Raw genomic sequence first — 20884 nt, forward strand, 5'->3', positions numbered from 1 at the left:
AGCGCGCCCGCTTCCGGCGAGTACCGGATGCCGGCCATCCCAGCTCACCTGTTCAAGCCACGCGTCAGCACCGACACTCACCTCGTCGCTGAACCAGCCACCTGATGGACAGCACGAAGTGCTCGTGCGCCGCCGGTGACGACGACCCGCACTCAGCCTGTCCGGCGGCTCTCCTGACAAGGAAAGACCGAGTACACGGCGACGCACCCTGCTAACGTCTGCGACATGAAGCGCGCTGCTGTGACGACGACGCCGGAGAGTGTCCCGGCGCGCTGACAGACGACCTGATCCGACGCCCCGGGGCAAGTGCCCCGGGGCGTCGTCGTAGGCCCGGTCACTTGCTCCGCAGCAGCAAGGAGACCGCGATGACCGCCAAGCACGACCACCGCAGGCTCGGCCGTGAACTGGGCCTGTTCGACACCGATCCGCTCATCGGTGCCGGCCTGCCGTACTGGCTGCCCGACGGCGCCACCGTGCGCCACACCCTGGAGGAGTACATCCGTGCCGCCGAGCGGCGGGCGGGCTACCAGCACGTGTACTCACCAGTCCTCGGCAAGCGGGAGCTGTACGAAATCTCGGGGCACTGGGCGCACTACAGCGACGACATGTTCCCCCCGATGGACCTCGGCGGGGAGCAGGTCGTCCTGCGTCCGAGCCTGTGCCCTCATCACGCGGTGATCTACCGCTCCCGCTCCCACAGCTACCGAGAGCTGCCCCTGCGGATGGCCGAGCTGGGCGGCATGTACCGTTCCGAACTCTCGGGCGTGCTGGGCGGGCTGACCCGGGTACGGGCCATCCAGCTCAATGACGCGCACATCTTCTGCACCCTGGACCAGGTCGCCGAGGAGGCGCAGGCGGCGCTGGAGATGATCCGCCAGGCGTACAAGGCGCTCGGCATCACCCCGACCCGCTACCGGCTCTCCCTCCCGGGCCCCGGCGGCAAGTACGTCGCCGCCCCCGCGAAGTGGCAGCGGTCCACCGCCGTGCTCACCGACGTCCTCGACCGCTCCGGCCTGCCCTACGAGGCAGCCGAGGGAGAGGCCGCGTTCTACGGCCCCAAGATCGACGTCCAGGTCACCGACGGCGCCGGCCGGGAGTCCACCCTGTCCACCGTCCAGGTCGACTTCCACCAGCCCGAGCAGTTCGACCTGCACTACATCGGCGCCGACGGCGCCAAACACCGCCCGGTCATGGTCCACCGCAGCATCATCGGCAGTGTGGAGCGAGCCGTCGCCCATCTCATCGAACAGCACGGCGGCGCCTTCCCCACCTGGCTCGCCCCCACCCAGCTGGTGATCCTCCCGATCTCCGACACCGAACTCCCGAACGCCGCAGCCCTCGCGCGACAGTGCATCCGCCTCGGACTGCGTGCCCAGGTCGCGGGACCGGACCGCGGCAGCCTGGGGGCCCGAATCCGCGAGGCGCGCCTGGTTCCCTACCAGGCCGTCATCGGTGCCAAGGAGGCTGCTGACGATCACGTCGCACTGCGCTTGCGTGACGGACGCCGACTCGACCCACAGCCGGTCAGCGACGCACTCACCCACATCAGCGCTCTCGTCGGGAAACACAGCACCGACCTGTGGACCGACGCCACCTCATAGCGGGCGTCGCGATCAGAGGAGCCTGCTGTCGCCCGGGGCGAGGAGACTGTGATCTCCGCGGTGGTAGTGCGTGACGCCGGTACCGCGTCCATCGAGCCGGGGGGCCTTCGGCAAGGCCCGTGCATGCCCGAGCCGGGTCACAGTTACATGCTGTCGAGCGGGATGGGCGTGGCCTGGTGGTAGTACATCCGCCAGGTCGCGTCCGCTCCCTGCTTGCGCCAGAGCGAACTGCGTCGTGCCCGGCTTCCACCCAGCGTGGTCTCGTAGGTGAGGTGCACCAGCCCGGGAGCCAGCAGATCACCAGTGAACTTTGAGGCCTCGTAGCGCGGACCGTCCTCCACCGCACCGTCCATCTCAGGCATCGTGGCAAGGATCTCGTCATACGTCCACCGCCGCCCCGAAGCACCGACCTCTACGAAGTCCGGGTCCAGTAGTTGCTGGGCGAGCGAGCGCGATGCGCGCACCTTGGGATCCATGAGGCGTAGCTCGCCTGCGATCGCTTCGTGCACCTCATCTGTCTCTCGGCTCATACAGGCATCTTTGCTCAGGAGGCCAAGCGTGTCACAACCCGGCTCCCGCCCGGAGCACAGTTCCAGGATGGCCGGCACCCCTATCGAGCCGCCCCCTTCGTGCTGCCCCGGTCGGGCCTGCGCCGGAGAACGGGTGTGCTCCCGTCCGGCGCGGGGTGGCAGCCTGAGCGTCTCCGGCCGGCCGGGGCCACTTTCTCAGGGAGCGGGCCAGCCGTTGATCACCGCGCGCGGCTGGGCGTGCCGGTCGCGGAGCGGGTCGCTCATGCTCTCCGGCCGGGCCGGCAGCAAGTCGCGCAGCTCGGCGTCGTCGGGCCGGCCGAGGACGTGGGCGTAGTAGGTCCGAGGACGTGGGCGTAGTGGGTCGCAACCGACACAACGACCGGATCGGCTTGGCGCGACGTCGGGGCGATGCGTGCCAAGGCGGCGGGACCTCGTCACATTGTCTGTCCTGCGGACACCGCACTACCGGAGGGTCAGCGATGGCGGCGGCCGGTCACCGGACCGTCTCCTCGGCGCTGGACCGGTCCGCGCATGCTGTTCGGCCACCTCCGCACGCAGCTTCGTCTCATTCAAGTAGCCGTTGACGTCGGGGGCGTTGGATGATGCACCGGGAGTCCGTTCCCTGCCAGGGACCGCTGTCGTCGCCGTCCCAGACGACGTACTTCGGCAACCGCATACGCGGTGCGCTGCCCCGGTCGGAGCCGCGCCGGAGGACCGGTGCGCTCCCGTCAGGGCGGGGAGTCAGCGTGAGCACTTATGGCAGGGTGGCCCGCCAGGTGGGCTGCGCCGGAAATGCGCGCAGCGACAACGAAGCCAGGGGGAGAGCATGAGTCTGGGAACGGTGGCGGTTACCGGGGCGGCGGGCACCATCGGTTCCGTGGTGCGTGAGGCGCTACGACACGAGGCGGCACGCCTGATCCTGCTCGACCGCGTACCGCTCCGCCCGGAGGCCGAGAACGAGGACGTGCACACCGTGGACCTGCGGGACACCGCCGCAGTGGAATCGGCCCTCTCGGGAGCCGACCGCGTGCTCCACTTGGGCGGCGTGCCCGACGAGGCTCCTCTTCCAGACCTGCTCGAAGCCAACGTGCTGGGCACGCACCACGTCCTGGAGGCGGCGCGGCGCACGGGAATCGAGCGGGTGGTACTGGCGAGCAGCAACCGTGTGACCGGCTTCTACCCCGCCGGACATCTCACCGGCCCACAGGAGCCGGCACGCCCCGACGGCCTCTACGGGGTGAGCAAGGTGGCCGTCGAGGCCCTCGGGCAGTTGTACGCCGACAAGTTCGGTCTGTCGGTGATCTGCCTGCGCATCGGCAGCTTCGAGCCCTTGCCTTCCGAGCCCCGGCACCTGGCGACCTGGCTGAGCCCGCGCGATGCCGTCGGCTACTTCCGGGCCGCCCTGACTGCACCGTCCGCCACCCGCTTCGTCACGGCGTACGCCGTCTCCGCCAACGCCCGTCGCTTCTGGAAGCTCCCCGACGCGACGGAACTGGCTTACGTCCCCGTCGACAACGCCGAAGCCCACGCCGCCGACATCCCCGGAGTCCTCCCAGCCGATCCGACCGGAGTCCAGGCCGGCCTCTATGCCGAACCCGAGTTCACCCTCAAGCACATGCGGCCTTGACGCATGTAACCGTCGCACGCGACTCGCGCTCGCACCACGGTCCCTCAAGGAACGACGAGCAGAGGTGAGGGTTTTCAGCCGTCGCCATCAGTGGCACAGGCCGGCCGACCTGATCTTCGCCGACGCCAACCCGGCGTTTCTGCGGCAGGCCGGACGCAGCCGCGACCAGGTGGTGGGCCGCTACCTCTTCGACGTCTTCCCCGACAACCCGCTCGGCTCGCCTGGATCCGCCCCTGTTGCTCGTGCTCCCTCTCGTCAGCGCAACAGTCGGCAGAAGCCCCCCCCCGCATGTCTGCGTGCCCTGCGACGGCCACGAGCCGAGGGAAGCGGTCGATCGGATAATCTGACCGCTGCCTCGGCGCGGACGATGACGCTCCAGGCTTCGGACGCATGCTTTCCCGAGGCCTTGCCCGAGTCCGTCCAGCGCCCACAAGGAGAAGACATGTTCGGCAGACACCTGATAGTGGCCGGTGTGACGACGGTCCTGCTGGCCGGGCTCGCCGCGTGCTCCAGCGGGAGCGGGGGCGCCGACGAGGGCACGGGCTATGTGGTCGCCGCGGACAACAGCGGCGGCGCCGCAACCGGGCCGAAGCCGCCAGAGCCGGACACCGTGTCCGGGCGCCGGGACACGGTCCGCCACCTTCCCGTGGAAACCGCTCGGGCTACCCGACCGCGTCTGGTCAGGACGTGCACCACCGGTACGCGGCGGGTCAGCCACACCTCGAGTTCGGGCGCGGGCGCCAGGCGGCGGACGCGCACCTGGTACACCAGCGAGCGGTACACGTCCTGCAGGAAGGTCAGCAGCGGCACCGAGAGCTACCGGCGGACCGTCCGCCCGGAGAAGTGGTGCGTGCGTCTGGACGACGTGGACGGCGACAAGGCCAGGGACGACATCTGGTACCAGGTCACCCGCGCGGTCTACGACAAGGCACGGGACACAGACAAGCACGCGCGCATGGAGTTCACACCGACCGGCGACGGCTGCTGAGTACGCGCCCCCAGGGCGTCAGGTTGGTGCACGGGGCTCACCTGCCGATCGCCAGAACTTCGCCCTCGAACAGCCGCTGCTGATGCCCTTGCCCGAGGAACCGGTCAAGGCCGGCCGGACCATCCGAGTCCGGGCCGCCTGGCGGGGCAGACTCCCAGTGCCCGGACCGGCTCGTGAGAGCCTCTCCATCATGTTCGAGAGCAAGCGCAGCCAGCGGGCGATGGCAGGCGTCGAGGCCCACGTGCGCGGCTTCTTCACCGGCCATGCGATCACGGTCAGCGATTACGACCTGGGACCTGGGCGAAGGGGAGCGGTTCCCGACCTGAGGATCCTCACCGTCAGCCCAGGACCGCGCGCTGACAGTTGGGCCTACATCACCGCAGGTTGCTGGTCCACGGCTGAGACGGACGGCCATGGCCTCGAATTCGTCCTCACCGCGCCCGTCCGTGACGAACGCTTCGCTGATCTCCTGGCCATGGCCGCCTACTACCATGCCGATCACCACCTCGGTCTCGGGCACAGCCTGCCCGTTGGAGAGCCGTGGCTGCCCGGGTCCCACTGCGACCACCTGCTGATCAGCCTTCCCTACCTCCATGGCCCTGACCTGGAACACTGCCCGCTGGCGGACGGCCATGCCCGCATTCTGTGGGTTCTGCCAGTCACCGCAGCCGAGATGGCATACCGCCACGAGCACGGTCACGAAGCCCTTGAGCAGCTCTTCGACGAGCACGCGATCGTCCCAACCGATCCAAGGCGCCCATCCGTCGCCTGAACCTCGCGGGCGCAGTCCGGGCAAAGCGGCCCCGCCGGACCGCTCCGTCGCGGCGCAGCGCGGTCACGAGTTCGTGGAGACAGCGGGGCTCAGCCCGGCCTCCGCACGGCGGTGCGGAGGCAGGACCGGACTGTTGCAGCGCCAGCGGTCGGCCGGGTGGGATTCTCCCCCTATGTTGGGGCGCGGCCTGTATCCCACCTCGTTCGGCCGAGGGCTACCGAGCCGGGCGACCAGGCTTACGGCTTGTGGGTTACCCAGAGCAGTTCCGCCGGCCAGCGGTGTGCCCAGTCGGGTGGGTCGGTTTCGTTGTAGCCGTTGGGTGCTCCGAGTTCGGGCCGCGGCTCGATGAGGTCGTCGATGATGAGACCCGCGCCGCGCAGGACCTTGACCCAGTCGCCGTAGGTGAGCTGATAGCTGGTCGCGCCGTCGCCTTCGGCGATGGTGTTCAGCCCGAAGTAGTCCTGCTGCAGCGTCGTGGTCACACGGCTGGCGGCTTCGTCGTAGCAAGCTTCGAACCATGGGCTGGCGACGTTGAACACCAGGCGCCCGCCTCGGTCCAAGACGCGTGCGGCCTGAGGGACGGCCACGTGCGGGGGCGCCCAACTGAGCCCACCGAAGTCGCAGAACACCAGGTCGAAGCTGTCGGCAGCGAAAGGGAGTTGTTCGGCGGCGCCTTGCACCAGCCGGTAGCGGACCGCTCCCATCGTGCGTGCCGCTGCGGTGAGTTGCGCTTCGGACAGGTCGAGCCCGACCACGGTGGCGCCCTCGGCGGCGAGCGCCCTGGACCACTGGCCGGCGCCGCAGCCGAGTTCGAGGACGCGTTTGCCGGTGACGTCGCCCAGGGCGTTCAGGTGCGCGTCGGGGATGGAGTACATGCCCCACAGCCGGGGTGCGGCCCCGATTTGCGGATCGTGCTCTTGCTGGTAGGCGCTGCTGATCCGGTTCCAGAGCCGCCGGTTGGCGGGGATGCTGTCCACGTGCCGACTCCAGCACTGCCTGCCGGGGGCGGTCAACACGATTAGGACACTGGCCTGCCCTCGCCGCGGGCCGGCCCTGGCTCGCCCGGTGAACGCGGGGGTCCAGGACGGCATCGACGCCGTGATCACGCCAGACGCCGCGAGAGACGGTCCGTACGCCTTTGGCGACTTCAACCGCGAGAGCGCAGGATGCGGCGCATGCGGTCGGCTCGCTCCAGAAGGTTCGTGCGGACGACCGGGACAGCCTGTGCCGCCAGGTCTTCCGCTCGTTCCACGAAGGTCAGGTCGATACCGAACAGAGGGAAGAGGCTTCTGGTGAAAACCGTCGCCGGCATGCTTCCTCCCCGGTGGACGGTCGGCACGAGATCGAGGTAGGCCTCCACATGGGGCTTCAGCAGGTCGTCCTGGCCAGCACTCCAGAACAGCGTCGCAACTGAGTGGACTGAAGCGAGCGGCACAGCGCGGTCCGTCACCAGCGTCTGCCACACCGCCTTCTTCTCGGCCGCGTCCGGGGTCGCAGCGCTGACCTGGAGCCTGCTGACCCATGCTTCGGGATCCGGGTCGCGGTCGAGCAGAGCGCGTGCCTCGGCTGCGGTCGGGATCCCGAGCTGGGCCTTGCGAACGAGTGCTCGCCACTGGAGATCGATGTCCTCTCCGGCCTCGTCCTGGAGCCACGCAACCCCTTCCGGTTCGGCCGCGGTGCGGGCGAAGCCACGCAACGCCGCCTTGCGGTAGGCGCCGACGCCGGAGAGACCGCGGCACGTCTCAGCCACCGCTCGCAGCAACTCGTCCCGCTCCGACGCCGGGCTCCACAGATCTGCGGTTTCGACAGCCAGGTTGAGATACGGCTCGATCACCGACGCCGACGTCTCGACGGCGAGCACTCCGGTCAGGCACTGCACGGCTTCGGTGGCTGTCGCTTCGCCGTTGATCAGCATGTCCCAGACCGTGGTGACGGCGACACCCCGCGCGGTAGCAGTGGGCAGACGGGCGGCGTTGCCGAAAAACGCGTCCCTGGTCGTGGCGTCAGGTCTCGTCGAGGCGAAGGTCAGGTCTTCATCGTTGACCAGATACAGATCGGCTCCTGCCGGCAGGTCGATCCGGGTCCGTTCGCCGGCTACCTCGACTTCGACGAGTGCCCTGCGCTCCAGAAGGTCCCCCGAACGCTCGTAGGCTCCGACGGCGAGGACATGCGGGCGCGGCCGGCCCCCAGGTCCCTGAGCGAGCAGGGCAAACCCGTCTGGGGCATGGCTGAGAGTCAGCCGGTCGGTGCCCGCTGTTTCCAACCATCCCGCGCGCCACCGGTCCAGGTCACGTCCGCCGGCGTCGGCGACCGCGTCGATCAGGTCCTGCAGTGTGGTGTTGCCCCAGGCATGCGTGGCGAAGTAGTTGGTCAACCCCTCGGCGAACTCGACCTCGCCGACGTACGTCATCAGCTGCTTCAGTACGGACGCGCCCTTGGGGTAGGTGATGGCGTCGAACGTCGCTTCGGCCTCGGAGACGTCGCGGACCTGCTGGCGGATCGGATGCGTAGTCGGTCCCTGGTCGACGAGATAGGCCTTGAGTTGCTCGCCGGCCAGATGAGCCGTCCAGGCATCGGTGTACGACGTCACGCTCACGGCGGCCCAGTTGCTCGCGAACTCCGCGAAGGCCTCGTTCAGCCACAGGTCGTCCCACCAGCGCATCGTGACGATGTTTCCGAACCACATGTGCGCGAGTTCATGCAGCAGGTACCGCGAGAAGATGTCCCACTCCGCCCTGGTCGGCGTGCTCCTGCGCAGGAACCAGTCCATCCACGTGACGCAGCCGAAGTTCTCCATCGCGCCGGGGAACTCAGGCGTGAAGACCTGGTCGTACTTGTGCTGCGGAAACGGCATGCCGAACTTATCGGCGAAGAACTCGAGCCCCTGGGTGGTCAGGGTGAACAGTTCGTCGGCGTCTCGGTCCAGGACGGAAGCCAGCGACTGCCGGGCGAAGAGCCCGAGATCATGACCAGCTCCGCCACGGCGCAACTCGTAGTACGGACCCGCGTTGATCACCGTGTTGTACGTGGCCAGCGGCGGCGTCGGTGGGAAGGTCCAGCGTCGCACGGAGCCGAGGTCTTCGATCTGCGGGTCACCGCTGTTGCTCAGCACCCGCCAGCCGCCGGGAGCGGTCACGGTGAACGCCCACGGCGCCTTGAGGTCCGGCTGGTCGAAGCAGGCCCACACGTAGCGGGCGTAGTCGGCAGTGAAGTCGGTGTAGACGTACGTCTCGCCGTCGGCGGGATCGACCGCCTTGTGCACGCCCCGGGCATCGGCCGAGCACTCCGCCACGGAGACCACCGTGAGGATGTTGCGCTCGGCAAGATCGGGCAGCATGATCCGGCCCGCAACAGCTGACCGCAGCACGACCCCGTTGAGTGTGGCACTCTCGACCGTCGCCGCACAATCGACGAACGTCTCGGCCCCGGGCCGGTGACACGCAAAGGTGATCGTCGTTTCGCACCGGACCCGCGAGCCGGTCAGCAGACCCGAAAGGTCGACGGCGACGTCATATCGCTCGACCGTCAGCAGACGCGCACGCCCCTCGGCCTCAGTCTGGGTCAGACTCCTGTCGCTCATCGCTACCCCTCTCGAAGGTTCGTCCATTCGTTACGAACCACCCGGTGGGCAGCAAGAAGCCCACGTGGACCGGGAGTGTCCGTCACGTCCGTCTCGGCGTTGCGCCGCGCCCGCGCCGAGTCGTGCGGGTGAATCGATTGTGCGGCCACCACAGGCTTCTCCCCGGGTCCGCTTCGAGTCTGCCCCGCCCCTCCCCCGATGTCATGGGGCCGCCCGGTCATGATCAGGGCCGGACGTGCGGGCGACTGGTCCGGCGGAGTGGGGCCGGGCGTGCCCAGCCCGGCCACAGGGGCACGCCGAACCCAGCGGAGTGTGCCGACAGCCTCGGTGGGTTCCGCGGTCGTGCACCGTGGCATGAGGGCGGATCGACCGGCGTGAGCCAGTCCTACCTGCTTGAGAAACCCACTGGCCCCCGGGCGATCAGGACGTCGGCTTCGTGGCGCCAGCCGAGGGAGGAGTAGAGGCGCTGGCCTTCCTCGCTGGCGATGAGAAGACCGGTCCGGGCGCCCTGGGCCACGGCGGCCTCCGCCAGAGCGCTCATCACGGCGCGGCCCAGGCCACGTCGCCGGTGCGCAGCGCCCGTCTCGATGCGATCGGCGATCGCGTCGGCGCCGACCACGGCGATGGTGCCGCGCGCCGCCACTTCTCCCGAGGAGTCATGGAGGGAGACGACCGTGACCGGTCCCTCCGTGCGGATCTGGCGCGTGTACGGCGCGGCGGGCGCGTGCTGCGGGTGCTCGGACAGGTCGGTCGTCATGAACCACTCGGACCGGTGGAGTACCTCCAGTCCGGCGGCGCCGACGACGGCTTCGACGGCGCCTGGGCGCAGCGTGGGCACCGTGAGCCAGGTGGTCCGCCTCGCGGCGGCGACGGCTGCCGCCAGCCGTGCCACTGACTCCGGCTCCTCATCCGCACGTAGCGCGAACACCTCGACCTCGCGGCCGGGTTGGCCGCACTCGGACCGCAGGCCGTCCCCGCCGGCCTCGACCGGCTCGGCCGCGGGCAGGGAACGAGCCGCGGTCCAGCCACCCAGCCAGCGTCGTATCAACTCTGGATCGATCTTCGCCATCCGGCGATTAGAGCATGTGAGACTGCGTCTCCAGTGATTGTTCCCGCTGCCCACCCAGCGGCGAAGCACTCCAAGGAGGCACCCACGGACGCGTGCCGCGCCCATCGTGCATGGATGCGGCTGGAGTGGGGCGCGCGCGAGCAGGGCCGGTACGCCGGCTGACTGCTGGTCGCGGGGATCGGCCACGAGGCCGGAGTGGTGACCGCGCACCTGACCTTCCTCGACGCCGGCCACGACCCGGGCGGGCAGCGGATGTGCGCCCCCTCGACCGCGGTCTGCTGGGCTGGAAGGAGCGGGTTCGGACGCGCGGCGAAGACCCCGCCCGCTGAGTCCGGGCGCCGGGCTCCCCGGGCCCAGGTGTCGGACCGGGGTCCGGGGGCATCGGCTGAAGTATGAATGCACAGGCATGGGCAGTGGGTGGACGGGGCGGGGCGCGCCGGGCTGCGGACAGCCCGGCGATGGCTGCGGCGGGGCGTGCGGGTTTCGCCGCCCGCGGGCTGATCTATCTGCTGGTGGGGGTCATCTCCCTGCAGATCGCCTTCGGTGGTGACAGCGGCGGCAAGCAGGCCGACCGCGGTGGGGCGCTGAGCGAGCTGGCCCAGCGCCCGTTCGGGTCGGCGATGCTGTGGATCGTCGGCATCGCGCTCGCCGGCATGGCGCTGTGGCGGCTGTCGCAGGCTGTGATCGGCGGTGCGGGCACGGACGGGGGCAAGCCCTCGAAGCGGGTCATGGCCGCGGGCCGGTTCGTCTTCTACGCCGTCGTGTCGTGGTCGGTGCTCTCGTACGCGGCCGGCGACAAGGGCAGCGGGAGCGGCTCCTCCGACCGCCGCACCGACGACCTGACCGCCAAGGTGTTGGGGTGGCCGGGCGGCCAGTGGATCGTCGGGATCGCCGGAGCGGCCGTGGTGGCCGCCGGGCTGTACATTGCGGCCCGGGCCGTGATGAAGAAGTTCCGCAAGCACCTGAACACGGCGGTCATGTCCGCGAAGGCGCGGAAGGTCACCGAGTTCTTCGGTGTCGCGGGTGGCGCGGCCCGCGGGATCGTGTTCGCCGTCGCGGGTGTGTTCGCCGTGGCGGCGGCGGTCCGGCACCAGCCCGGCAAGGCGAAGGGCATGGACGACACCCTGCGCGCGTTCCGGGATCTGCCGGCCGGGCCGTGGCTGCTCGCGGTGATCGCGCTCGGTCTGGCGGCGTTCGGCGTCTTCTCCTTGTGCGAGGCCCGCTGGCGCAAGCTCTGACGTGCCGGCGACTGGTGTACCGGGACGCGGACATGGCCCAGCGGATGGCTCGGGTGAGCAGATGACCGGCCGGGCGCACCATGACGCCCTCGATGAGGGCAGGCGGAGCAGCCGCGGCAGCGTCCAGGGCCCAGGAGGGCAGCAACGTCACCCCGGCCGCTGCGAGAGAGCCGCGCAGGGGTGGACGGGGCGGAGCCCGTACCGACACCTGCCCGGCGATCGCTCTCGACGGCCGGGACGCAGCGTTCGCCGGTCAGCCGCTGACGTCTGCCTCCGGCACTCGGCGGCCGTCGCCGAGCAGGTCGCCGACCGCCGCGATGCCCTCCGCGATCGCCCGCTCGGGCACGTCACCGAAGCCGAGGACGAGTTGGGGCGGCCCGGTACCGCCCGAGGCACGGCACGCGCTCATCCCGTACAGGCCGACCCGGCGGGCGCGGGCCGCAGCGATCACCGCCAACTCGTCTGATCCGCCCGGTAGATGGGCCACGGCATGGAACCCCGCCGCGAGGCCGGTCAGGCGTACCTGGGGGGCATGCTCGGCCAGAGCGGCGCGCAGCGTCCGGCAGCGGGCCCCGTACAGGGTGCGCATACGGCGCAGATGGCGGTCGTAGCGGCCCGATTCGATCAGTCGGGCCAGGGCGAGTTGGTCGAGGGTGGGCGTGCCGCGGTCCGCGCTCCGCTTCGCCTCGGTGAGCGGCGCGGTGAGCGCCGGGGGGCTCAGCACCCAGCCGATGCGCAGGGCAGGGGCCAGTGACTTGCTGACGGTGCCGATCGAGACGACCCGGTCGGATGCGAGGCCCTGGAGAGAGCCGACCGGCTCGCGGTCGTAGCGGAACTCGGCGTCGTAGTCGTCCTCGACGACATACGCGTCGTGGCGCAGCGCCCAGGCAAGCAGGGCGTGCCTGCGTTCCGGGGCAAGGAGGACACCGGTGGGCCACTGGTGGGCGGGGGTGACGATCACCGCGCGAGCGCCGCTCGCCTCCAGGGCCGCCACGTCGACTCCGCGGGCGTCGACCGGGACGGGGACCGGGGTGAGGCCCGCCGCACGGATGGCCGCGCTCGTCGAGGCGGGACTGCCGGGATCCTCGTGTGCGACGGCACGGACGCCGGCGCGGGCCAGCACCTGGAGGGCGAGGGCCAGTCCCTGGGCGTAGCCGGAGCAGATGAGGGTGCGGTCGGGTTCGGCGGCGGCCGCGCGGATCCGGCGCAGGTAGGCGGCGACGACCGTGCGCAGGTCCAGGCTGCCGCGTGGATCTCCGTAGTCGAGGTCTGCGGTCGGCATCCGGCGGGCCGCCTCCCGGACCGCCCACAGCCAGTCGGCACGCGGGAACGAGGCCAGGTCGGGCACGCCGTGCCGGAAGTCGGCTATCAGGTTCGGGAGTTCGGCCGTCCGCTCGGCCGGCGGCGCGGCGGGGGCGGCGGGTGCGCAGGCGGTGACTCGAGTGGCCGAGCCGACCCGGGTGACCAGGTAGCCCTCGGCCTGCAGTTGGGCGTAGCAGTCCTGGACCAGACCGCGGGACAGACCCAGCGAACGGGCCAGCTCACGTGAGGAGGGAAGACGTTCGCCGGCGGCGAGGCGGCCGCCGCGGATCGCGTCCCGCAGCTGGCGTTCCACCTGGGCACGCAGGTGCTCCCCACTGCTCCGGTCGACGGCCAGCAGCAGCTCGGGTGACAAACCGGCCCACTGCACAGTCATGGAATTGGAGCTTACCGGCGATCCGGTCACTCCCTAACGTCGACGGCATGACCTCTGCTGAGAACGCGGCCGCCGCCCCCGCCGCGACGGTCCCCGCACCCCTACGACCACCCTTGCTCAGCCGCGCCCTGCTGCTGCGGCTCGTGAGCGTGGTGGCCGTGACCGTGAGCTTCTTCCTGCTGCTGTCGGCGGTGCCCACGCACGCCGGCCGCGGCGGGGCAGGCCTCGCGACAGGCGCCCTGATGCTGTCCACGGTGCTCGGCGAGCTGGCCGGTCCCCGGATCCTCGGCCGGTACGGCCACCGGGGTCCGCTGGCGGCCGGGTTGTGCCTGCTGGGCGCCCCCGCCCTCGCACTGCCTCTCGATGACGGCGCGGCCTGGACCGCGTCGATGTGCCTGGTACGCGGCCTGGGGTTCGGCCTCACGATGGTCGCCGGCGGCGCCCTGACCGCGGCACTGATCCCAGCCGAGCGTCGGGGCGAGGGACTGGCCCTCGTCGGCGTGGTGGGCGGTGTGCCGGCGCTCGTCACCCTGCCCCTCGGGGTCTGGATGTGCGAACACGTCGGTTACACCCCGCTCACCATGGCCGCGGGCCTGGCGGCCCTGGCGGCGATCCCGACCGTGGCGGCACTTCGGGAGGTGCAGCCGCCGGATAGCCCCGGTCCCCCGGCCGTGAGCGCGGATACGCGAACACTCGGCATGGTGGCCGCTCTACGCGCCGCCGGGCTGCGGCGTCCCACCTCGGTGTTCTTCGCCACCGCCCTCGCCGCCGGGATCCTGGTGACGTTCCTGCCGTTGGCCGTCCCGCACGCGTCGGCTGGCATCGCCACGATGGCCCTGCTGGTGCAGAGCACTGCGTCCACCGCGGCCCGCTGCGTGGCAGGCCGGTACGGCGACCGCCGAGGCGCCTCGTGGCTGGTCACCCCCGGTCTGCTCACGTCGGCGGCAGGGCTGTCGATGCTGGCGGCCACGGCCAGCCCGGTCGCCGTGCTGACGGGCACGGCCCTCTTCGGCACCGGCTTCGGCGTCGTCCAGAACGCCACCCTTACCCTGATGTACGGTCGTGTCTCCCCCGCGTCGTACGGCACCGTCTCCGCACTGTGGAACCTCGCCTACGACGGCGGCATGGGGATCGGCGCCGCAGGCTTCAGCCTGCTCACGGCGCACACGGGGTACGCCTGGGGGTTCGCGGTGACGGCGCTGCTGATGCTGACCGCGCTGGGACCGGCGACGCGTGACCGGCGGTCGGCGCCGTGAACGGCCCGGCAGAAGAAGGGCACCCGGCCTTCGGCACGGAGGAGGACGCCGTCGGTTACGTCGTCGCCTCCGGTGCCCGCCTCGTACGAACCGCGACGCGCCTCTCCGACACCGCGTTGCGGGCCCCGTCGGCGCTGCCGGGGTGGACGCGCGGCCACGTCCTGGCGCATGTCACCCACGGCGTCGACGCGTACGTGTGGCTGCTCGGGCTCGCGCACACCGGCCGTGAACCGGGACCGCGCACTGGCGCGGCGGCACTCGCGTCCGCGGTGGAGCGGGACGCGCTGTTGTCCGCCGACGGCATCGCGGCCCGCTTGCGGCAGAATCTGGACCGCTTCACCGCCCGGGCCCGCGCGATGCCCGTCTCCGCCTGGGAGCGCCTGGTACCGGCGCTGGCCGGCTGGCGACACCCCGCCCGATACGTCCTGCTGCGCTGCCTGCGCGAGTTGGAGACCCATCACCTCGATCTGGACAGCGGCCACGGCACCGAGCAATGGCCCGACGCCTACGTCACCTGGGCACTGGACGACACCCTCGCCACCCTGCGCGCCCAGGGTTTCGCACTCGCCTCGGTGAAGGCCGTGGACCTCGGCCGGCGCTGGTCCCTGGTGGCCCAGGGAGCCTCGGTCGCCGGGGCCGGGCACCAGGTGCTCGGCTGGCTCACCGGGCGGACTCCGGCCGACGCGCTGACGGCCGACCGTCCGGCGCGTCTCCTGCCGCACCCGCCCGCGTGGCCCCAGCCGCCGCTGCCCGGGTGGGGCCAGGTGGGCGACGACGGGTGAGTCCCGGCGTCCGATCACTGCATGCGCAGCGGTTCGGCTCCCGACCTCCACCGCCGCCGCGGGCCGCGTGCCGCGTGCCGCGTGGAACGCCTCGGCCGGTTCGCCGCGGAGCTCGGGCGGCAGGTTCCACACGACCCGATGCGGCTGGCCGTGAACGGCTACGTGCTGCGAATCCACTGCGGGCTGGACGGCGGCGGGCGAGGGCCGCGGGATGATCATCGCGCCCAGCGCCAGGAGCACCCTGTTCTCCGGCAGGGCCTCGGAGCCCCCGCCTGCCCACCAGGTCCCGTCCCCCGCACCACGGACCATAGGCGCCACCGGCGGATAGCCTCAGGGCATGATCAGTGACTGGCGGGAGGACCGGATCCGGGCTGCTCTGCGGGGCGAGAATCCGACCGTGTTGCGACGACTCGATGCTGGCTTCGCAGTGATCGGCGACGTCCAGTTCCTGCCCGGGTACTCACTTCTCCTTGCGGACGAGCCGGGTGTTCAGCGGCTGTCCGACCTGCCCAGGGCCAGGCGGCTGTCGTTCCTGTCCGACATGGACCGACTCGGAGAAGCGGTCGAGCGGGCCTGCCGACGACTGGACCCCGGATTCCGCCGGGTCAACCTGGAAATCCTCGGCAACTCGGATCCGTTCTTGCACGCCCACGTCTGGCCGCGGTTCGAGTGGGAGCCGGCCGAGGTGGTGCACAAGCCGGTATGGCTGTATCCGGTTGACCGGTGGTGTGACGAGCGGTTCCGGCTCGGCCCGCAGCACGACGGGCTGCGGAACGCGATCGGCAGTGAACTGGACCAGCTGACGGCCTGACGGTACGGGCCACCGACCGCCTGTCGGCTCATGGAGGCGGGCTCGGCGCCCTCCAATGCCGAGGCCGACCCGCGCCACTCCGCCCGGCGGCGTTGCTCGTCCGGTCACCAGCAGTGGGTTCGGGCCCGCGCCGACCCGGACCAGGCCCGGGTTCGCGGGCACCGTGTCCAGTGCGTACAGCCGGTAGGCCGGGGTGTCGTGCTGGCGCAGCAGCCGGCCACCTGCATCGCGCAGGTGGCCGCTCAGGGCCGCCCGAACAGATGCATGCCGACCACCGCCGGCGGCAGCGGCGGGGCGGTGAGCAGTCCGGCGATGCGCGCGAGCCACTCGTCGGTGAAGGCCAGACCGATCAGGGGCGATTTCGCCGGCCCGGATCACGTGCGGTACGAACAGGACCCCGGCAACAGCTCTCGAGGCCCCTCGGTCCTGTTCTCGCCTCGGGGCCCCGCCGGGACGCCCGCGCGCACCGCCGCCACGGGGAGGGTTTGGTCGTGGTGGGTTCGCTATCGATCCGCCGTGTCGCGCACCGTGTGATCCGACACCTCGCCCTCCCGGCCCAGGAGGGCCTCACAGGCCGCGTCCACAGTGTCGAATATCCGGCAGCTCATGCCGACCCCGGTCAGGTCGAGCACACGTCGCACCACTTGGGTGGGCGCGGCAAGGGACACGGATCCCTCGACGTTTCGCATGTCGTTGACCGTCCGTACGATGACACGCAGTCCGGAGGAGTCCATGAACGGCACGTCCGCCAGGTCCAGCACCAGGTGACGTCGTCCGTGCACCACCTGACCGGCCAACTGGTGCTGAAGGGCGAGGCTGGTGTCATCGTCCAGTTCTCCGCAGACGGTGATGATCGCGGCGTCGGAGCCGATCACGGCCACCTCGACACCCAGACCTGTTGATTCGCTCACAAGTTCTCCTCGGACGGACTTTGCACGGCAGCAGCCCAGCTACCCCGTCCGGTGACGTTCATCCGCGTGGGACGCGGTTTCCGGCGGGCAACCGAAGGCCTACGCCGTTCCGGACTGTCGCGCGGACTTCGTCGGTCCCTCAAGCACCGGTGACCAGAAACATCCTGTGACCGTCACGCAGCTCAGCTCCTTCGTGCTGGTAGCCCGGCTCGGTTCGGCGGGCGCGGCGGCACGGACGCTGGACGTGAGCGAGTCCGCGGTATCGCAGGCGCTGACCGCGCTGCACACCCACTACGGCGATCCGCTCATCCGGCGCACCGGCTGCGGGATGCGGCTGACGCCCGCCGGGGCGCGGCTGCTGCCGGTGGCCTCCCGGATGGTCGCGCTCAACGCGGCCGCCGAGGCGGCGGTTCGGGCGGCACGGGGTGCGCCCGACGAGCTGCGGGTCGTCGCTACGAGCACGCTGGCCGAGTGCGTGCTCCCCTCGCTGGTGGAGGCCTTCGCCTGCCGTTCGGGGCGCCGGACCGAGACCTCGTTCGGGGTGGGCTCCGGCAGCGCGAGACGCGTGCTGGTGGAGAACCGTCTCGCGGACGTCGGGCTCGGGCCCTGCGTCGGCGCCGCCCGCAGGGGCGAACTGGTCAGCGAGCCGCCCTTCCGCGCCGAGCTGGTCGTGGTGACCGGCGCCCGGTCGCCGCGGCCGCCGGGTCCGCCCTCGCAGTGGTCGTGGCCGGTCGATTCCTCCGGGACCGATCCGGAAGCCGACTCCAGGCGGTTGCCGCGCCGCCTCGGAGTGGCCGAAGGGCATGTGTGGGTGTTCCCCAACCAGGCCACGACCTGAGCGGCCGCCGCGAAGGGCGCGGGGGTGGCCCCGGCGCCGGCCCATCTGGTGTCGCCCCGCTTCTGGCGGGAGGAGCTGCGGATCCTGGAGCCCCCGGCGACGCCGCCCGACGCCACCTGGCACGCCGTCGTCCTGCCGCCCGGGGTGCGCTCCCCCGCCACCGACGCCTTCCTGTACTTCCTGCGCACGCCCGCGGCGACCCGCATCATGCGCGCGCCCGGCGCGGGCGTACCGCCCTCCCGGTTCCGGCCACCGGTGTACGTGACGCTCTGGGGCGCGTGAGGCAGGCGCCCCGGGCGGCTCGGCGGACCGCACTCCCCTGGGCCGCCGCGACGAGCCCCTGCTGCGGGCGGCGGGCGACGTCCATGTGGTCGCGGTCCGGATGACGCGGCGGACCGCGATGGCCGTCGCCCGGCCCCGGCCGTCAAGGAGGTCGGCGCGGACGGACTCCACGAGCTGTGACGCGCTTGGAACGGAGCGAGAGGGGGGTCGGGGCAGGTCGGGGGCGAGGGTCCTGCGGGCCTGCGGGTCCTACGGCCGAGGCCGACCGCGAAGCGGCAGTATCACCCCATGACGGGGGATGCGGCGCCCTCGATGGCGCGGTGGGCTTCGGTTCGGCCGCAGTCCCCCGGGCCGCTGAGTGCGGGTGTGCACCCGGGCCGTACAGCGGCCGTCAGGTGCGGGTGGGCACCGGCCCGCACAGCTGGTTGCCCGGTTCGGCCGGGTCGTCGCTGGTCCAGAACTGGACCCACAGCCCGGTGAACTCGCGGCGGCCGAGGTAGCCGTCCCCGTCCGCGTCGAGGCGGTCGAAGACGTCGGCGACGTCGACGCTCTCGCCGTGCCACGTGTCGACCAGCCGCTGGTGCTCGGCCGGGGAGATACGGCCGTCGCCGTCCTCGTCGACGGCGTCGAAGACGGTCTCGGCGGTCGTGGCGACGACATCGCGCATCGTGGGCAACCGGTCCACCATGGCGAGGACCTCGCCCAGGTCGACCCGACCGTCCCGGTCGGTGTCCACGTGGGCCGCGAGGTGGTCCCACCAGCCCAGCATGACCGCGTCCACCCGCGCGGCCAGTTCGGATCCCGGTCTCACCCGGGGCAGACCCCTCCAGCGCTCCGCGAGGGCCTGGAAGTCGCGCTGGTCGAGGTAGCCGTTGGCGTCGGCGTCGAACGCGCGGAACATGTTGACGAGCTTGTCACGCTGGAACTCACTTGCCACGTCAGGCCCTTCCTCTCAGGATCCTCAGCGATCCTGCCCACGGCCCGCCGCGTCCCAACGGCGCCCGGTGACGCGTGAGGGCGGACCGGCCCGGCGCTCGTGCACCCGATGCCGCGCGCGCCCCTGTTTGCCCTGCCCGATCGCCCGACCCGTTCGCCCAGCCCGTTCGCCGGGCCCGGGTCGGTCCGCGGCCGGGCGGCACGAAAGCCGGAACGCATATCACATACAAGACATGTATGGCAATATGGCGCGTGTGGCATCAGGTGCTGGAGACAGGCGAGAGGAGTGCAACATGATCGCCAAGCTACTCGGCAGACTCTTCTTCACCCGCCACTACGGTGCGTACGGCGCCCACGAATGGGACGCCTACGCCGGCGACGACTGAGTCCTGACCGCACGGCCGGCGGGCGCCCCTCGGGCCCGCCGGCCCCCGCCCACACCGGCGACGGCACGCCTGGGCCCGGACAGTTGCGCGCGGAAAGCCAGGATTGATTCTCATGGGCCGGATCAACGAGCCGCCACGGCTGCCCGGAGGCGGCTTCGCCGCCTGGAGCCGCGACCGGCTGGCACTGGCGTGCCGTGGCGCCGCGGAGTGCGGGGACGTCTGGCTGCTGGAACCGGGGGTCTGCGTGGCCACCGCGGCCGGACCGTGCGAAGCGGTCCTGCACCGCGCCCAGGACTTCCCCAAGGCGCCCTCGCCCCTCTTCCCGCCGCTGCGGCGGCCAAACGGAGAACCAGCCCCAGCCCCCGAGGCCCGCGCGCGTGCGCACGCCGCCCGTATGCGCGGACTGCGCGCGCAGGCGGTCGCGGCCCGCATCGGTGAGATAGCGCCCCAGGCCGCCGGCTTCTCCGGCCGGTGGCCACCGGGCCGGGACGTCGAGGTGCTACCCCTGGTCCGGCATGCCCTGGCGGAGATCGGCGTGAGCTACCTCTTCTCCGAGGACGCCCCGGCTCTGCTGCCCTTCGCCGCACAGCTCTTCCTGGCCCGCGAGGTCCTCGCGCGCCCCGCGCACTGGGTGTGGCCGCGCTGGATCCCCACACCGGCGCAGCGGTTCCGCACCCGGCAGCAGGTCGCCTTCACCGACGCGCTGCGGCCCGTCGTCGACCGGCGCCGTACGTCGGGCCGTCTCGGCGAGGACATGCTGGGGCAGATGCTCCGACCCTCCTCCCGCCACGGCCCGCTGCCGCCGGAGGCCGTCCTCGACACGCTCCCCGGGATCACGGTCGCCACCTTCGAGACCCCGACCCGGGCAGCCGGATGGATCCTGCTCCACCTGGCCCGGCACCCCGGGGCGGCGGACCGCGTCGCCGCCGAGGCCGACCTGCTGCCCGCCGACCCGGCCGCGACGACCGCCGCCCACCTCGACGGCCTGCGCTACACCCAGGCGCTGGTGCGCGAGGTGCTGCGGCTGTATCCCCCTAGCTGGCTGCTGACCCGGCGTGCCCCGCAACGGACCCAGCTCGCCGACTACACCGTGGAGGCCGCCTCCACCGTTCTCGTCTGCCCCTACACCGCCCACCGCGATGCGCGCGAGTACCGGGAGCCGGACCGGTTCCGGCCCGAACGCTGGCTCGATACTCCGGGCTCGTCCGAGGACCCCGGGGCCTTCCTGTCCTTCGGCACCGGGCCGCACGGCTGTGAGGGAGCCGCTCTGGCCATGGCGATGCTGACGCTGCTCACCGCGCACACCGCCCGCCACCACCGCCTGAGCGAGCCGTCCGAACCGGAGCCTAGCCACCGGGTCACCACCTTCGAAGGACTGACCACCGCGGGACTGCGCCTGCGCGCCGTCCCGCGCGGCTGAGGGCGGCCCTGGTCGCGCGGGTGCGCAGCGGCACCCGTGCGAGCGGCGTCCGTGCGTGAGCGGCTTCCGTGCGTGAGCGGCGTCCGTGCGTGAGCGGCTTCCCTGCGTGAGCGGCGTCCGTGCGTGAGCGGCTTCCGTGCGTGAGCGGCTTCCGTGCGTGA

The 20884-nt window shown here is 71.5% G+C and carries 17 protein-coding genes and 2 pseudogenes; 12 read left to right on the top strand and 7 right to left on the bottom strand.

Annotated features, from left to right (window positions below; translation table 11 throughout):
* The first annotated feature begins 365 nt into the window (after positions 1 to 365).
* Positions 366 to 1601, top strand: a complete 1236-nt coding sequence (thrS, locus tag PV343_RS04045) for a threonine--tRNA ligase (RefSeq protein ID WP_319145355.1) — start codon at positions 366 to 368, stop codon at positions 1599 to 1601.
* Between the two features lie 143 nt (positions 1602 to 1744).
* Here thrS and PV343_RS04050 read toward each other — a convergent pair whose 3' ends face one another.
* Positions 1745 to 2131 carry a DUF4440 domain-containing protein gene (locus tag PV343_RS04050; protein WP_319145356.1) on the bottom strand — a complete coding sequence of 129 codons (387 nt, stop codon included), beginning with the start codon at positions 2129 to 2131 and terminating at the stop codon, positions 1745 to 1747.
* Between the two features lie 826 nt (positions 2132 to 2957).
* Between PV343_RS04050 and PV343_RS04055 the strand changes: the two genes are divergently transcribed.
* The 4 genes and pseudogenes from PV343_RS04055 (at position 2958) to PV343_RS04065 (ending at position 5518) form a co-directional block, all read left to right on the top strand.
* Positions 2958 to 3758 (top strand): NAD-dependent epimerase/dehydratase family protein, encoded by an 801-nt coding sequence (locus PV343_RS04055; protein WP_319145357.1) that lies wholly within the window; start codon positions 2958 to 2960, stop codon positions 3756 to 3758.
* A gap of 106 nt (positions 3759 to 3864) precedes the next feature.
* Positions 3865 to 3969: pseudogene (locus PV343_RS40295) on the top strand (PAS domain-containing protein); the annotation flags it as partial.
* Positions 3970 to 4200: 231 nt separating this feature from the next.
* Positions 4201 to 4746, top strand: a complete 546-nt coding sequence (locus PV343_RS04060) for a hypothetical protein (RefSeq protein ID WP_319145525.1) — start codon at positions 4201 to 4203, stop codon at positions 4744 to 4746.
* Between the two features lie 190 nt (positions 4747 to 4936).
* Positions 4937 to 5518: a suppressor of fused domain protein gene (locus tag PV343_RS04065; RefSeq protein ID WP_319145358.1), complete on the top strand. Its 582-nt coding sequence runs from the start codon at positions 4937 to 4939 to the stop codon at positions 5516 to 5518.
* 236 nt (positions 5519 to 5754) lie between these two features.
* Here PV343_RS04065 and PV343_RS04070 read toward each other — a convergent pair whose 3' ends face one another.
* From PV343_RS04070 to PV343_RS04080, 3 genes are all read right to left on the bottom strand, one after another.
* Positions 5755 to 6495: a class I SAM-dependent methyltransferase gene (locus PV343_RS04070; protein WP_319145359.1), complete on the bottom strand. Its 741-nt coding sequence runs from the start codon at positions 6493 to 6495 to the stop codon at positions 5755 to 5757.
* 170 nt (positions 6496 to 6665) lie between these two features.
* Positions 6666 to 9098, bottom strand: coding sequence for an aminopeptidase N (gene pepN / locus PV343_RS04075; RefSeq protein ID WP_319145360.1), 2433 nt, complete (start codon positions 9096 to 9098; stop codon positions 6666 to 6668).
* A 385-nt stretch (positions 9099 to 9483) separates the two neighbouring features.
* Positions 9484 to 10167 (bottom strand): GNAT family N-acetyltransferase, encoded by a 684-nt coding sequence (locus PV343_RS04080; protein ID WP_319145361.1) that lies wholly within the window; start codon positions 10165 to 10167, stop codon positions 9484 to 9486.
* A 458-nt stretch (positions 10168 to 10625) separates the two neighbouring features.
* Between PV343_RS04080 and PV343_RS04085 the strand changes: the two genes are divergently transcribed.
* The gene (locus PV343_RS04085; protein WP_319145362.1) at positions 10626 to 11405 is read left to right on the top strand and encodes a DUF1206 domain-containing protein; all 780 of its coding nucleotides are present in this window, start codon (positions 10626 to 10628) and stop codon (positions 11403 to 11405) included.
* A gap of 253 nt (positions 11406 to 11658) precedes the next feature.
* Here the strand turns inward: PV343_RS04085 and PV343_RS04090 are convergent, their stop codons facing one another.
* A complete protein-coding gene (locus tag PV343_RS04090) occupies positions 11659 to 13101 on the bottom strand; it encodes a PLP-dependent aminotransferase family protein (RefSeq protein WP_319145363.1) in 1443 nt (480 codons plus the stop codon).
* A gap of 47 nt (positions 13102 to 13148) precedes the next feature.
* Here PV343_RS04090 and PV343_RS04095 point away from each other — a divergent pair, with 47 nt between their 5' ends.
* The 3 genes from PV343_RS04095 to PV343_RS04105 all read left to right on the top strand — a co-directional run bounded on the left by PV343_RS04095 (position 13149) and on the right by PV343_RS04105 (position 15950).
* Entirely contained in the window at positions 13149 to 14357 is a 1209-nt protein-coding gene (locus PV343_RS04095; protein ID WP_319145364.1) for an MFS transporter, read from the top strand.
* On the top strand, positions 14354 to 15139 hold the full coding sequence (locus PV343_RS04100) for a maleylpyruvate isomerase family mycothiol-dependent enzyme (protein ID WP_319145365.1): 786 nt from the start codon (positions 14354 to 14356) through the stop codon (positions 15137 to 15139). The genes PV343_RS04095 and PV343_RS04100 overlap by 4 nt, the downstream gene beginning before the upstream one ends.
* A 337-nt stretch (positions 15140 to 15476) precedes the next feature.
* Entirely contained in the window at positions 15477 to 15950 is a 474-nt protein-coding gene (locus PV343_RS04105; RefSeq protein ID WP_319145366.1) for an HIT family protein, read from the top strand.
* A gap of 503 nt (positions 15951 to 16453) precedes the next feature.
* Here PV343_RS04105 and PV343_RS04110 read toward each other — a convergent pair.
* Positions 16454 to 16861 (bottom strand): STAS domain-containing protein, encoded by a 408-nt coding sequence (locus PV343_RS04110; protein WP_319145367.1) that lies wholly within the window; start codon positions 16859 to 16861, stop codon positions 16454 to 16456.
* A gap of 166 nt (positions 16862 to 17027) precedes the next feature.
* Here PV343_RS04110 and PV343_RS04115 point away from each other — a divergent pair, with 166 nt between their 5' ends.
* Both PV343_RS04115 and PV343_RS04120 read left to right on the top strand, forming a co-directional pair.
* Positions 17028 to 17699, top strand: coding sequence for a LysR family transcriptional regulator (locus PV343_RS04115; RefSeq protein ID WP_319145368.1), 672 nt, complete (start codon positions 17028 to 17030; stop codon positions 17697 to 17699).
* A gap of 15 nt (positions 17700 to 17714) precedes the next feature.
* Positions 17715 to 17981: pseudogene (locus tag PV343_RS04120) on the top strand (hypothetical protein); the annotation flags it as partial.
* A 391-nt stretch (positions 17982 to 18372) separates the two neighbouring features.
* On the opposite strand, the gene PV343_RS04125 reads toward PV343_RS04120, so the two are convergent.
* On the bottom strand, positions 18373 to 18918 hold the full coding sequence (locus PV343_RS04125) for an EF-hand domain-containing protein (protein WP_319145369.1): 546 nt from the start codon (positions 18916 to 18918) through the stop codon (positions 18373 to 18375).
* A gap of 497 nt (positions 18919 to 19415) precedes the next feature.
* On the opposite strand from PV343_RS04125, the gene PV343_RS04130 reads away from it, so the two are divergent.
* Positions 19416 to 20723: a cytochrome P450 gene (locus tag PV343_RS04130; RefSeq protein ID WP_319145370.1), complete on the top strand. Its 1308-nt coding sequence runs from the start codon at positions 19416 to 19418 to the stop codon at positions 20721 to 20723.
* Positions 20724 to 20884 lie beyond the last annotated feature (161 nt).

It is taken from the genome of Streptomyces sp. WI03-4A, from assembly GCF_033792105.1.
GTDB lineage: Bacteria > Actinomycetota > Actinomycetes > Streptomycetales > Streptomycetaceae > Streptomyces > Streptomyces collinus_A.

Excerpts from the sequence above, each read along its gene's own strand:
- PV343_RS04130 (WP_319145370.1), top strand. The coding sequence starts at position 19,416 with ATGGGCCGGATCAACGAGCCGCCACGGCTGCCCGGAGGCGGCTTCGCC.
- pepN (WP_319145360.1), bottom strand. The coding sequence starts at position 9,098 with ATGAGCGACAGGAGTCTGACCCAGACTGAGGCCGAGGGGCGTGCGCGT.
- PV343_RS04055 (WP_319145357.1), top strand. The coding sequence starts at position 2,958 with ATGAGTCTGGGAACGGTGGCGGTTACCGGGGCGGCGGGCACCATCGGT.
- thrS (WP_319145355.1), top strand. The coding sequence starts at position 366 with ATGACCGCCAAGCACGACCACCGCAGGCTCGGCCGTGAACTGGGCCTG.
- PV343_RS04060 (WP_319145525.1), top strand. The coding sequence starts at position 4,201 with ATGTTCGGCAGACACCTGATAGTGGCCGGTGTGACGACGGTCCTGCTG.
- PV343_RS04105 (WP_319145366.1), top strand. The coding sequence starts at position 15,477 with ATGATCAGTGACTGGCGGGAGGACCGGATCCGGGCTGCTCTGCGGGGC.
- PV343_RS04095 (WP_319145364.1), top strand. The coding sequence starts at position 13,149 with ATGACCTCTGCTGAGAACGCGGCCGCCGCCCCCGCCGCGACGGTCCCC.
- PV343_RS04085 (WP_319145362.1), top strand. The coding sequence starts at position 10,626 with ATGGCTGCGGCGGGGCGTGCGGGTTTCGCCGCCCGCGGGCTGATCTAT.
- PV343_RS04065 (WP_319145358.1), top strand. The coding sequence starts at position 4,937 with ATGTTCGAGAGCAAGCGCAGCCAGCGGGCGATGGCAGGCGTCGAGGCC.
- PV343_RS04090 (WP_319145363.1), bottom strand. The coding sequence starts at position 13,101 with ATGACTGTGCAGTGGGCCGGTTTGTCACCCGAGCTGCTGCTGGCCGTC.
- PV343_RS04050 (WP_319145356.1), bottom strand. The coding sequence starts at position 2,131 with ATGAGCCGAGAGACAGATGAGGTGCACGAAGCGATCGCAGGCGAGCTA.
- PV343_RS04080 (WP_319145361.1), bottom strand. The coding sequence starts at position 10,167 with ATGGCGAAGATCGATCCAGAGTTGATACGACGCTGGCTGGGTGGCTGG.